The organism is Flavobacterium sp. CAU 1735 (assembly GCF_039888695.1).
Taxonomy (GTDB): Bacteria; Bacteroidota; Bacteroidia; order Flavobacteriales; family Flavobacteriaceae; genus Flavobacterium.
Genome location: NZ_JBDQQQ010000001.1, coordinates 667,732 through 680,609 on the forward strand (window position 1 = coordinate 667,732; position 12,878 = coordinate 680,609).

Genomic DNA, 12,878 nt, shown 5'->3' on the forward strand with positions numbered 1-12,878 from the left:
GTATTTTTGAATCAAATTAAAAACAGATGAACCTGATCACCAACATACGTCATTTTTTTGAAAAACACGGATTTGAAGTGTCGTCACGACTTGCCGACCGTTTAGGGATGCGGGCAACGAGTGTTCGGCTGTTTTTTATTTACCTGTCGTTTTTTACGGTGGGTTTGTGGTTTGGGGTCTATCTGACGCTGGCATTCTGGCTGCGCCTAAAAGATATGGTTTATACCAAACGGAGTTCCGTTTTTGACCTCTGATAAAAAATGGACAGCAACAACAAATACGGACTAAAGTATACGCGGGCGCAGCGAAGTGGTATTTTTGTATTGTTGTTGGTACTACTGGGCATACAACTTCTGATTTATTTTACCGGACAATTGCAATACACTCCTGTGACAAATCCGGAAGCCGAAAAATGGCTGTCGCAGCAAATCACAATCGACAGTCTCAAACGGGAGAATCAAGCATCCAAAATCAAACTACAGCCGTTTAATCCGAATTTTATTTCCGATTATAAAGGATACATGCTGGGAATGACGGTAGCTGAAATCGATCGGTTACAGCATTTTCGCTCTCAAAATAAATATGTCAACTCGATAGCGGAATTTCGTCAGGTTACCCAAATGGACGAAAAACGACTTGCCGAAATAGCGCCCTACTTTAAATTCCCGGATTGGGTCAATCAAAAAACACCTAAAACACAAGCGGTTTCGTATCCGATAGCAAAGCGACAGGAAAAAAAAGAATTCCGGATTGATATTAACAAAGCCACCCGCGAGGAGCTGCGAAAAATATACGGAATAGGGGAAGCCTTATCCGAACGGATTATAAAAGAAAAAGAAAAATTCGGTGCGTTTGTCAGCACAGAACAATTCCGCTATATCAGGGGATTGTCGGACGAAGTGGTCGAGCAACTGATCCGGCATTTCCCGGTACTGACTCCGCCGGAAATAACAAAGATCGATATTAATAACGCCTCGCTAAAAGAATTGGCGCAGTTTCCGTATTTCCGATACGGGATTGCAAAGCAGATGATCACCTATCGGAGTATGATTGGTCCGATAAAATCCAAAGAAGACTTAACAAAAATTAAAGAATTCCCAGTTGAAAAAGTTGATATAATTGCCTTATATTTGGATTTTTAAACAAACAAACAGCAAAATGAATTTTGAATACAATGAAACGCAAGCGATGATCGCTCAGTCGATCAGAGATTTTGCCGAACAAAACATTCGTCCTAATATTATGGAATGGGACGAAGCGCAGACTTTTCCTGTCGATTTATTCAAAAAATTAGGAGAAATGGGATTCATGGGGGTTTTAGTACCGGAAGAACTGGGTGGATCCGGTTTGGGTTACCATGAATACATTACTATTGTAGAAGAAATATCAAAAGTAGATCCTTCAATTGGTTTATCGGTAGCGGCACACAACTCGCTTTGTACCAACCATATCCTGACATTCGGAAATGAAGAGCAGAAAAAGAGATGGATTCCAAAATTAGCGACAGCCGAGTGGATTGGAGCTTGGGGACTAACTGAGCACAATACTGGTTCGGATGCGGGTGGAATGAATACCACTGCAGTTAAAGACGGTGATGAGTGGGTGATCAACGGAGCAAAAAACTTTATCACGCATGCTAAATCGGGTAATGTCGCGGTAGTAATCGTTCGTACCGGTGAAAAAGGAGATTCCAGAGGAATGACTGCTTTTGTAATCGAACACGGAACACCGGGATTCTCAAGTGGAAGAAAAGAAAACAAACTGGGAATGCGTGCCAGCGAAACGGCAGAATTGATTTTTGACAATTGTCGTATTCCGGATGCTAACCGTTTGGGAGAAGTAGGCGAAGGATTTATCCAGGCGATGAAAATTTTGGATGGCGGACGTATCTCAATTGGAGCTTTATCCTTAGGAATTGCGAAAGGAGCTTATGAAGCAGCTTTAAAATATTCGAAAGAGCGTCACCAGTTTGGAAAAGCGATCAGCGAATTCCAGGGGATTTCCTTTAAATTAGCGGATATGGCAACCGAAATTGAAGCATCGGAATTATTGCTACACAAAGCGGCGTTCCTTAAAAATAACCACAAACCGGTAACAACATTAGGAGCTATGGCTAAAATGTATGCTTCGGAAGTTTGTGTTAAGGTAGCTAATGAAGCCGTTCAGATTCACGGTGGTTATGGATATACTAAAGATTTCCCGGTTGAGAAATTCTATAGAGATTCCAAATTATGTACGATCGGAGAAGGAACCACTGAAATTCAGAAACTGGTTATCTCCAGAAATATTCTAAAAGGATAATAAATTGATCATATTGTATAAAAACCCGGTCAACAGACCGGGTTTTTTAGTACACCTGGATTACACCTGACAGGTTTTAAAAACCTGTCAGGTGTGTTTAATAACGCATATAAGGGCATTTTTAGGATGTATGTGCTTAATAAATGTTGTTTTCTGTTTTGTAATCAAAAATAAAGTTATACTTTTGCACCCATTAACGAGAGGAGGTGTTATATTATGTTGATTATACCAATTAAGGACGGAGAAAATATTGATAGAGCGTTAAAACGTTACAAAAGAAAATTCGACAAAACGGGAGTTGTTAGACAATTAAGAAGTCGTCAGGCATTCACGAAACCGTCAGTAACAAGAAGAGCTCAGATTCAAAAAGCAGCTTATATTCAGACACTAAGAGATTCTTTAGAGAATTAGTAGTTTTTGAATTTTACTATAGCCGTTAGCGGCAAAGTTTTTTAACTTTGTTGCTAACGGTTTTTTTATTTGTATGCGAACAACTTTACAGGCCTATCAGGACTATCTTCAGAAAGAGAAAAACTACTCGCGACACACATTGACGGCTTATGTGAATGATGTGCAGTTTTTTGCGGCCTTTCTGGAAGAGCAGGGTTTTGAAGTGGCGCTGGAAAAAGTAAACTACAGTCATGTTCGATCCTGGATTGTAACGTTGGTCGAATCGGGAATGGCGACACTCTCGGTAAACCGCAAAGTGTCTTCTTTAAAGTCGTTCTATCGGTTTTTATTAAAAACAAAGCAAATAGAAGTTAATCCGCTTCAAAAACATAAGGCGTTAAAAGTGGCGCGAAAGGTTCAGATTCCGTTTTCGGAAAAAGAACTGGATCGGGTTTTTGAAGAGTTAGGGGAAGATGATGGGTTTGAGGAAATCCGCAACCGTCTGATCGTGGAGCTTTTCTATACGTTGGGGTTAAGGCGTTCGGAATTAATAGGGTTAAAATGGGTGGATTATAATGCGTATTCGAAAACGTTAAAAGTTTTAGGGAAGCGCAATAAAGAGCGTTTGCTGCCCGTTTTGGATTGTACAGACAAATTAATTAATCGTTATCTTACGGAAAGAAAAAAGTTAATTTCGATAGCGGATAATGATTTGTTAATATTGAGCCAAAAAGGGAACAAAGTCAGTGAATCGTTTGTTTATCGATTAATAAATGATTACTTTAGTACTGTCTCTGAAAAGGTAAAAAAGAGTCCGCACGTTCTTAGGCATACCTTTGCGACGCATTTGCTGAACAATGGTGCCGATATAAATTCAGTTAAGGAATTGTTAGGACATGCTAGCTTGTCGTCGACCCAAATTTACACACACAGCAGTCTGGCTGAGTTAAAAAAAGTATACCGGGACGCGCATCCCAGAAGTCGTGATAATTCCGAAAATTAACCCATTAAAAGTTTTTATTATGAAAGTAAATGTTCAGGCTGTCAATTTTAATGTTGACAAAAAGCTAATTGGTTTTGTTCATGACAGATTAGGGAAATTAGAAAAGTACTACGACAAAGTTGTTTCTTCCGACGTGTTTTTGAAAGTTGAAAATACCAGCGATAAAGAGAATAAAATAGTGGAGGTAAAAATCAGTGTTCCTGGAGATGAATTTGTAGTGAAAAAACAAAGCAAAAGTTTTGAAGAGGCAGTCGACCTGTCTGCGGATTCTTTAGAGCGTTTATTATTAAAAAGAAAAGGTAGGATAAGAACACATATTTAAGCAACAGGATTCTTTTTGAGGACTTTACGAATTTGTTTCTAAAATAAATTTAAGAAGAAATAAAAAAAAGATGAAAAATGTTTTGATTAAAAAATAAATTCTATACATTTGCAGTCCGTTAGAAATAGCGGACTTTTTTATTACTGATGCCGGTGTAGCTCAGCTGGCTAGAGCAGCTGATTTGTAATCAGCAGGTCGTGGGTTCGAGTCCCTCCATCGGCTCAAAGTTTGGTAACTGTAATAAAATCGTAGGGGAGATACTCAAGCGGCCAACGAGGGCAGACTGTAAATCTGCTGACTAAGTCTTCGCAGGTTCGAATCCTGCTCTCCCCACCAGGTTCCGGAAACGGAAAAACACCAGCCGGTGTAGCTCAGGGGTAGAGTGCTTCCTTGGTAAGGAAGAGGTCACGGGTTCAATTCCCGTCATTGGCTCAAGGTTTAGAAGAATTTGAACACTAATTATATAACTAAGATTAAATTATTAAATCATGGCAAAGGAAACTTTTGATCGTTCCAAACCCCACTTGAATATTGGTACTATTGGACACGTAGATCACGGAAAAACAACTTTGACTGCTGCTATTACTAAAGTATTAGCTGATGCAGGTTTATCTGAGGCAAGAAGCTTCGATCAGATTGACAACGCTCCTGAAGAGAAAGAAAGAGGTATTACTATTAATACATCTCACGTAGAATATGCTACTGCTAACCGTCACTATGCGCACGTTGACTGTCCAGGTCACGCGGATTACGTAAAGAACATGGTTACTGGTGCTGCTCAGATGGATGGTGCTATCTTGGTAGTTGCTGCTACAGATGGTCCAATGCCACAAACTCGTGAGCACATCCTTTTAGGTCGCCAGGTAGGTGTTCCAAGAATGGTTGTTTTCATGAACAAAGTTGACATGGTTGATGATGCTGAGTTGTTAGAGCTTGTTGAAATGGAAATCAGAGATCTATTATCTTTCTATCAGTATGATGGAGATAACGGACCAGTAGTTAAAGGATCTGCTTTAGGAGCTTTGAATGGAGAGCCTAAATGGGTTGCTACTGTAATGGAATTGATGGAAGCTGTTGATAACTGGATCGAATTACCACAACGTGATGTTGATAAGCCATTCTTGATGCCGGTAGAAGACGTATTTACAATTACAGGTCGTGGAACTGTTGCTACAGGACGTATCGAAACTGGAGTTGCTAATACTGGAGATGCTGTTGAAATCATCGGTATGGGAGCTGACAAATTGACTTCTACAATTACAGGAGTTGAGATGTTCCGTAAAATCCTTGATAGAGGTGAAGCTGGAGATAACGTAGGTTTATTATTAAGAGGTATTGACAAAGCTGATATCCGTCGTGGTATGGTTATCGTTAAGCCAGGATCTGTTAAACCACACGCTAAATTCAAAGCAGAGGTTTATATCTTGAAAAAAGAAGAAGGTGGACGTCACACTCCATTCCACAATAACTACCGTCCACAGTTTTACGTACGTACAACTGACGTAACAGGTACTATCTCTTTACCAGCTGGTGTAGAAATGGTTATGCCTGGGGATAACTTGACTATCGAAGTACAATTATTAAGCCCAATCGCATTAAGCGTAGGTTTACGTTTCGCTATCCGTGAAGGTGGTAGAACAGTAGGTGCTGGTCAGGTAACTGAAATCTTAGACTAATTTCATTTTGAAATAAAAAAACCAGCAGTTCATGCTGCTGGTTTTTAACTTATACGGGTGTAGTTCAAGGGTAGAATAGCGGTCTCCAAAACCGTTGATGGGGGTTCGAATCCCTCCACCCGTGCAAAAACAGAATATGATGACAAAAGTTGTTAATTACATATCGGAAGCATTTGTGGAATTAAAATCAAATGTGACCTGGCCAGAGTGGTCTGAAGTACAACGTTTAACCATCATTGTTGCAATTTTCTCGATTTTATTCGCGTTGGCAACATGGGGAGTGGATGTTGTTTTCGCCAAAGTGCTGGGAGGATTCTTTAATTTATTAAAAAAGGCTTAATTTTTTTGATATGACTGATAATAATGTCAAAAAGTGGTATGTAGTTAGAGCGGTTAGCGGTCAGGAGAATAAAGTTAAAAACTATATCGAGACGGAAATTAACCGTCTTGGTATGAGTGATTATATTTCTCAGGTGCTTGTTCCTACAGAAAAAGTAGTACAGGTACGTGATGGTAAGAAAATAAGCAAAGATCGTGTTTATTTCCCGGGATATGTGATGATAGAAGCAAATCTTACGGGAGAAATTCCGCATATAATAAAATCAATAACAGGAGTTATTGGATTTTTAGGGGAAACAAAAGGTGGTGATGCAGTACCATTACGACAGTCGGAAGTAAACCGTATGTTAGGTAAAGTAGATGAGCTTTCTGTGAAAACCGATACCGCTGCAATTCCGTACTCAGTAGGAGAAACGGTAAAAGTAATCGACGGACCTTTCAACGGTTTCAATGGAACCGTAGAGAAAGTGAACGAAGAGAAGCGTAAACTTGAGGTAATGGTTAAGATTTTCGGAAGAAAAACACCATTGGAATTAAGCTTTATGCAAGTAGAAAAAGTATAAATTTTTGTTACATACAAACCACATCATTCGCTTCCAATGAAGATGTGCTAAATTTTTTTAAAAAATGGCAAAAGAAATTAGTAAAGTAGTTAAACTACAAGTTAAGGGAGGTGCTGCGAATCCGTCGCCACCGGTTGGACCTGCTTTGGGGGCTGCTGGGGTTAACATCATGGAGTTCTGTAAGCAGTTCAATGCTAGAACACAAGATAAACCTGGCAAAGTATTACCAGTACAAATTACTGTGTATAAAGACAAATCTTTTGAATTTGTTGTTAAAACGCCACCTGCTGCAATTCAGTTATTGGATGCTGCAAAGTTGAAGTCTGGTTCAGGTGAACCGAATCGTAAGAAAGTAGCTAGCGTTACTTGGGATCAAATTAGAGCTATTGCTGAAGACAAAATGCAAGATCTTAATGCTTTCGAAATTGAGAAAGCAATGAGTATGGTAGCAGGAACAGCTAGATCTATGGGGATAACTGTATCAGGAAACGCTCCTTTTTAATCGTAAAAAGAAAAAGACATGGCAAAATTAACAAAAAAGCAAAAAGAGGCTGCTTCAAAAATTGAGAAGAACAAATTATACAGCTTGAAAGATGCATCTGCATTGATCAAAACTGTTGCTTCTGCAAAATTTGATGAGTCTGTTGATATCGCAGTTCGTTTGGGAGTAGATCCTAGAAAAGCGAATCAAATGGTTAGAGGTGTGGTTGCGTTACCACACGGTACAGGAAAAGACGTTCGCGTTTTAGCATTAGTTACTCCGGATAAAGAAGCAGAAGCGAAAGCTGCTGGTGCTGATCACGTAGGATTAGACGACTATTTGCAAAAAATCAAAGACGGTTGGACAGATGTTGATGTAATCATCACTATGCCGGCTGTAATGGGTAAATTAGGACCATTAGGACGTATTTTAGGTCCAAGAGGTTTAATGCCAAACCCTAAAACCGGAACGGTTACTATGGACGTAGCGAAAGCTGTTCAAGAAGTGAAAGCTGGTAAAATTGACTTTAAAGTTGACAAAACTGGTATCGTTCACGCTGGAATCGGAAAAGTTTCTTTTGAGGCTGATAAAATTTCTGAGAACGCTCACGAAATTATTCAAACGTTAATCAAATTAAAACCAACTGCAGCAAAAGGTACTTATATTAAGAGTATCCACATCTCATCAACAATGAGTCCTGCTATCGCCTTAGATCCTAAAGCGGTATAATTGGTAGTTAAAAATTTTTAGTATGACTAGAGAAGAAAAATCAATCGCGATTGAAGATTTAACTGCACAGTTAGCTGGTGCTAATATTGTTTATTTAGCAGATATTTCTGGTTTAAACGCAGATACTACTTCAAACTTAAGAAGAGCTTGTTTTAAAGCTGGTATTAAATTGGAGGTTGTGAAGAATACATTGTTGGAAAAAGCAATGGAAGCTTCTGATAACAACTACGGTGAATTACCAACAGTTTTAAAAGGAAACACTTCTATTTTAATTGCAGACATCGCAAATGCTCCTGCAAAAATTATCAAAGAATTCCGTAAAAAATCGGATAAGCCTTTATTAAAAGGAGCTTACATCAACGAGGAAATCTACATTGGAGATAACCTATTAGAATCGTTAGCTTCTCTTAAATCGAAAGAAGAGGTTATCGGAGAAATCATCGGATTACTTCAGTCTCCTGCACAGAGAGTTATCTCTGCTCTTAAAAATCAATTTAAGGACGAAGAAGGAACTGAGGAATAGTATTCCAACGAACGCGCATAATAAATTATATAATTACAAATCATTTTAAAAGATAGAAAAAATGGCAGATTTGAAACAATTCGCAGAACAACTAGTTAACTTAACAGTTAAAGAAGTTAACGAATTAGCAACGATATTAAAAGACGAGTATGGAATTGAGCCAGCTGCAGCTGCTGTAGTTGTATCAGGTGGTGGTGATGCTGCTGCTGTTGAAGAGCAAACAGAATTCACTGTAGTATTGAAAGATGCTGGAGCTTCTAAATTAGCAGTAGTTAAAGCTGTTAAAGAATTAACAGGTTTAGGTCTTAAAGAAGCAAAAGATTTAGTAGACGGTGCTCCTTCAAATGTTAAAGAAGGTGTTTCTAAAGACGAGGCTGAAGGTCTTAAAAAATCTTTAGAAGAGGCTGGAGCAGTAGTTGAGCTTAAATAAGCTAAGCTTACTCTAAAAAGCTAGGTTTAGGCCTTGAGAAAAAATCTCAAAGGCCTAAACCATTTTGCGTATAATAAAATTATGGTATCTTCTAGTGTACAATAATTTGAAATGCAACCCCTTTTAATCGGTACGAAGAAAGAAAATGAAATATAACTTTCTGTTCATTTTCAGAGATGTATCGGTTTAAAAAAGAAAGTACAATTACTCTGTGTATTTACACAAAATTACTTTTTTTTAATCAAAATTTTGTCCATTGATGTTAACAAATCAGACTGAAAGATTAAATTTCGCCTCGACGAAAAACATCCCTGATTATCCGGATTTCCTAGATATTCAGGTAAAATCTTTTAAAGATTTCTTCCAATTGGAAACCAAATCTGACGAAAGAGGTAACGAAGGTCTATATAATACCTTCATGGAAAACTTCCCAATTACAGATACAAGAAATCAATTTGTATTGGAATTCCTTGATTACTTTGTTGATCCGCCACGTTATACTATTGAAGAGTGTATCGACAGAGGATTAACCTACAGTGTGCCGTTAAAAGCACGTTTAAAATTGTATTGTACCGATCCGGAACACGAAGACTTCGAAACGATAGTTCAGGATGTGTATTTAGGTACAATCCCATACATGACACCAAGCGGAACTTTCGTAATCAACGGAGCCGAGCGTGTTGTTGTTTCTCAGTTACACCGTTCACCGGGTGTGTTTTTCGGACAATCTTTCCATGCGAATGGAACAAAATTATACTCTGCCAGAGTAATTCCTTTTAAAGGATCTTGGATTGAATTTGCTACCGATATCAACAGCGTTATGTACGCCTATATCGATAGAAAGAAAAAATTACCAGTAACTACTCTTTTCCGTGCTATCGGATTTGAAAGAGATAAAGATATCTTGGAAATCTTTGACCTTGCTGAAGAAATCAAAGTTTCTAAAACCGGTCTTAAAAAATATATCGGTCGTCGTTTGGCTGCACGTGTTTTAAATACATGGCATGAAGACTTCGTAGATGAGGATACGGGAGAAGTAGTATCGATTGAGCGTAACGAAATTATCTTGGATCGTGATACGATTTTGGATAAAGACAATGTAGAGGAAATTATCGATGCCAACGTAAAAGCCATCTTGTTACACAAAGAAGATAACAACCAGGCGGATTACGCGATTATCCACAATACCTTACAAAAAGACCCTACCAACTCTGAAAAAGAAGCCGTAGAGCACATTTACCGTCAGTTGCGTAACGCAGAACCGCCTGATGAGGAAACCGCTCGTGGTATTATCGATAAATTATTCTTCTCAGATCAACGTTATAACTTAGGTGAAGTTGGTCGTTACAGAATGAATAAAAAATTAGGTTTGGATATCCCAATGGAAAAACAAGTGTTGACCAAAGAGGATATCATTACAATCGTAAAATATCTGATCGAATTGATCAACTCTAAAGCTGAGATTGATGATATCGACCACTTATCAAACCGTCGTGTACGTACCGTTGGTGAACAATTGTCGGCACAATTTGGTGTAGGTTTAGCCCGTATGGCCAGAACCATCCGCGAAAGAATGAACGTTAGAGATAACGAGGTGTTTACACCAATCGATTTGATTAATGCCAAAACATTATCATCGGTGATCAACTCTTTCTTCGGAACCAACCAGTTATCACAGTTTATGGACCAAACGAATCCATTGGCTGAGATCACACACAAAAGAAGATTGTCTGCACTTGGACCTGGAGGTCTTTCGAGAGAGAGAGCCGGTTTCGAGGTACGTGACGTTCACTATACGCACTACGGACGTTTATGTCCGATTGAAACGCCGGAGGGACCAAACATTGGTTTGATTTCATCTCTTGGAGTTTATGCGAAAGTAAATGGAATGGGATTCATCGAAACACCATACCGTAAAGTAGAAAACGGTAAAGTGAATCTGGTTGAAACACCAATCTATTTAAGCGCAGAAGAAGAAGAAGGTAAGATGATCGCGCAGGCGAATATCGAAATGGACGAGAACGGAACGATCACTGCCGACAGAGTTATTGCTCGTGAAGAAGGTGACTTCCCGGTTGTTGAGCCAAACGTTGTTCACTATACTGACGTAGCACCGAACCAGATTGCATCGATTTCAGCATCGTTAATTCCATTCTTGGAACACGATGATGCGAACCGTGCGTTGATGGGATCGAACATGATGCGACAGGCAGTTCCTTTATTACGACCAGAAGCACCAATTGTTGGTACCGGATTAGAGCGTCAGGTGGCGTCTGATTCCCGAGTATTGATTAATGCGGAAGGAAGCGGAACTGTTGAGTACGTTGATGCGAACATGATTACCATTAAATACGACAGAACCGATGCGGAAAGAGCGGTTAGCTTCGATCCGGACGAGAAAACGTATCAGTTAATTAAATTTAGAAAAACCAACCAGAGTACGTCAATCAACCTAAAACCAATCGTAAGAAAAGGAGATAGAGTTGCAAAAGGACAAGTACTTTGTGAAGGATATGCAACGCAAAACGGAGAGCTTGCTTTAGGACGTAACCTACAAGTAGCGTTCATGCCTTGGAAAGGGTATAACTTCGAGGATGCGATTGTAATTTCCGAAAAAGTAGTTCGCGACGATATCTTTACGTCAATCCACGTGGATGACTATTCATTGGAAGTGCGTGATACGAAATTGGGTAACGAAGAGTTAACCAACGATATCCCGAACGTAAGTGAGGAAGCGACTAAAGATTTGGATGAAAACGGTATGATCAGAATCGGAGCCGAGGTTAAACCTGGTGACATCCTGATCGGTAAAATCACACCAAAAGGAGAATCCGATCCAACTCCGGAAGAGAAACTTTTACGTGCAATCTTCGGTGACAAAGCGGGTGATGTAAAAGATGCTTCATTAAAAGCGTCACCATCATTACACGGTGTGGTATTAGACAAAAAATTATTCGCAAGAGCGGTAAAAGATAAACGCAAACGTTCTAAAGACAAAGACGATTTAGCACTATTGGAAACCCAATTTGAAGTGAAATTCAATGAATTGAAAGACAGATTGGTAGAAAAATTGTTCGACATCGTTAATGGAAAAACATCTCAGGGTGTAATGAACGATTTAGGTGAAGAAGTATTACCAAAAGGTAAAAAATTCTCACAGAAAATGTTGTATGCAGTTGAAGATTTCGCACACTTAACAAAAGGTCAGTGGACTACAGACGATGAAACCAATGCCATGGTGAACGACTTGATCCACAACTATAAAATTAAGTTAAACGACCTTCAGGGTGCTTTGAGAAGAGAGAAATTCACCATCACTGTTGGAGATGAATTACCATCCGGAATTTTAAAACTGGCTAAAGTTTACATCGCTAAGAAACGTAAACTGAAAGTGGGTGATAAAATGGCGGGACGTCACGGTAACAAAGGTATTGTTGCTAAGATCGTTCGTCAGGAGGATATGCCATTCCTTGAAGACGGAACACCGGTTGATATCGTATTGAATCCACTAGGGGTACCTTCCCGTATGAACATCGGTCAGATTTATGAGACCGTATTAGGATGGGCAGGACAAAAACTAGGTAAGAAATTTGCAACGCCAATTTTCGACGGAGCTTCTTTGGATGAAATCAATGCCTTAACAGACGAAGCGGGAATCCCAAGATTCGGACATACATACCTGTATGACGGAGGAACAGGAGAACGTTTCCACCAGCCGGCAACGGTAGGTATTATCTACATGTTGAAATTAGGACACATGGTTGATGATAAAATGCACGCACGTTCTATCGGTCCGTACTCATTGATTACGCAACAGCCTCTTGGAGGTAAAGCGCAATTCGGAGGTCAGCGTTTCGGAGAGATGGAGGTTTGGGCACTTGAAGCTTACGGTGCTTCCAGCACATTGAGAGAAATATTGACTGTTAAATCGGATGACGTTATTGGTAGAGCGAAAACTTACGAAGCTATCGTTAAGGGAGAAACTATGCCGGAACCAGGATTACCAGAATCATTCAATGTATTAATGCATGAATTGAAAGGTCTTGGATTAGACATCAGATTAGAAGAATAAATTTACACGGGAGTAGTCTTCGGATTACTCCCTTTTATAGCGTTTTAAA

Annotated in this window: 14 protein-coding genes and 4 tRNA genes; all 18 read left to right on the top strand. The window is 39.3% G+C overall.

The genetic code is table 11. The features are described from left to right. The first annotated feature begins 26 nt into the window (after positions 1–26). The 18 genes from AAFN64_RS03190 (at position 27) to rpoB (ending at position 12,829) form a co-directional block, all read left to right on the top strand. Complete coding sequence (locus AAFN64_RS03190) at positions 27–254, top strand: PspC domain-containing protein (protein ID WP_211089520.1); 228 nt, start codon at positions 27–29, stop codon at positions 252–254. A gap of 6 nt (positions 255–260) precedes the next feature. Next, positions 261–1,142, top strand: a complete 882-nt coding sequence (locus AAFN64_RS03195; protein WP_347759264.1) for a helix-hairpin-helix domain-containing protein — start codon at positions 261–263, stop codon at positions 1,140–1,142. 16 nt (positions 1,143–1,158) lie between these two features. After that, a complete protein-coding gene (locus AAFN64_RS03200) occupies positions 1,159–2,301 on the top strand; it encodes an acyl-CoA dehydrogenase family protein (protein WP_136402303.1) in 1,143 nt (380 codons plus the stop codon). 216 nt (positions 2,302–2,517) lie between these two features. Continuing rightward, entirely contained in the window at positions 2,518–2,712 is a 195-nt protein-coding gene (gene rpsU / locus AAFN64_RS03205; protein ID WP_136402304.1) for a 30S ribosomal protein S21, read from the top strand. A 73-nt stretch (positions 2,713–2,785) separates the two neighbouring features. Next, positions 2,786–3,694 (top strand): tyrosine-type recombinase/integrase, encoded by a 909-nt coding sequence (locus AAFN64_RS03210; RefSeq protein ID WP_347759265.1) that lies wholly within the window; start codon positions 2,786–2,788, stop codon positions 3,692–3,694. Between the two features lie 19 nt (positions 3,695–3,713). After that, positions 3,714–4,016: a ribosome-associated translation inhibitor RaiA gene (gene raiA, locus AAFN64_RS03215; RefSeq protein WP_136402306.1), complete on the top strand. Its 303-nt coding sequence runs from the start codon at positions 3,714–3,716 to the stop codon at positions 4,014–4,016. 148 nt (positions 4,017–4,164) lie between these two features. Then, positions 4,165–4,238, top strand: a tRNA-Thr gene (locus AAFN64_RS03220). A 29-nt stretch (positions 4,239–4,267) separates the two neighbouring features. Further along, a tRNA-Tyr gene (locus AAFN64_RS03225) sits at positions 4,268–4,352 on the top strand. A 24-nt stretch (positions 4,353–4,376) separates the two neighbouring features. Then, positions 4,377–4,448 (top strand) — tRNA-Thr (locus tag AAFN64_RS03230). 56 nt (positions 4,449–4,504) lie between these two features. Next, on the top strand, positions 4,505–5,692 hold the full coding sequence (gene tuf, locus AAFN64_RS03235) for an elongation factor Tu (RefSeq protein ID WP_136402307.1): 1,188 nt from the start codon (positions 4,505–4,507) through the stop codon (positions 5,690–5,692). Positions 5,693–5,745: 53 nt separating this feature from the next. Then, positions 5,746–5,816: transfer RNA gene (locus AAFN64_RS03240), tRNA-Trp, on the top strand. Between the two features lie 15 nt (positions 5,817–5,831). Next, positions 5,832–6,032, top strand: a complete 201-nt coding sequence (secE, locus tag AAFN64_RS03245) for a preprotein translocase subunit SecE (RefSeq protein ID WP_136402308.1) — start codon at positions 5,832–5,834, stop codon at positions 6,030–6,032. Between the two features lie 10 nt (positions 6,033–6,042). Further along, a complete protein-coding gene (gene nusG, locus AAFN64_RS03250; RefSeq protein WP_136402309.1) occupies positions 6,043–6,594 on the top strand; it encodes a transcription termination/antitermination protein NusG in 552 nt (183 codons plus the stop codon). A 64-nt stretch (positions 6,595–6,658) separates the two neighbouring features. After that, complete coding sequence (gene rplK / locus AAFN64_RS03255; RefSeq protein ID WP_136402310.1) at positions 6,659–7,096, top strand: 50S ribosomal protein L11; 438 nt, start codon at positions 6,659–6,661, stop codon at positions 7,094–7,096. A gap of 18 nt (positions 7,097–7,114) precedes the next feature. Continuing rightward, positions 7,115–7,804 (top strand): 50S ribosomal protein L1, encoded by a 690-nt coding sequence (rplA, locus tag AAFN64_RS03260; RefSeq protein WP_347759266.1) that lies wholly within the window; start codon positions 7,115–7,117, stop codon positions 7,802–7,804. A 22-nt stretch (positions 7,805–7,826) separates the two neighbouring features. Further along, complete coding sequence (rplJ, locus tag AAFN64_RS03265) at positions 7,827–8,327, top strand: 50S ribosomal protein L10 (RefSeq protein ID WP_347759267.1); 501 nt, start codon at positions 7,827–7,829, stop codon at positions 8,325–8,327. Positions 8,328–8,388: 61 nt separating this feature from the next. Then, complete coding sequence (rplL, locus tag AAFN64_RS03270; RefSeq protein ID WP_347759268.1) at positions 8,389–8,757, top strand: 50S ribosomal protein L7/L12; 369 nt, start codon at positions 8,389–8,391, stop codon at positions 8,755–8,757. 259 nt (positions 8,758–9,016) lie between these two features. Next, positions 9,017–12,829, top strand: coding sequence for a DNA-directed RNA polymerase subunit beta (gene rpoB / locus AAFN64_RS03275; protein WP_300492146.1), 3,813 nt, complete (start codon positions 9,017–9,019; stop codon positions 12,827–12,829). Positions 12,830–12,878 lie beyond the last annotated feature (49 nt).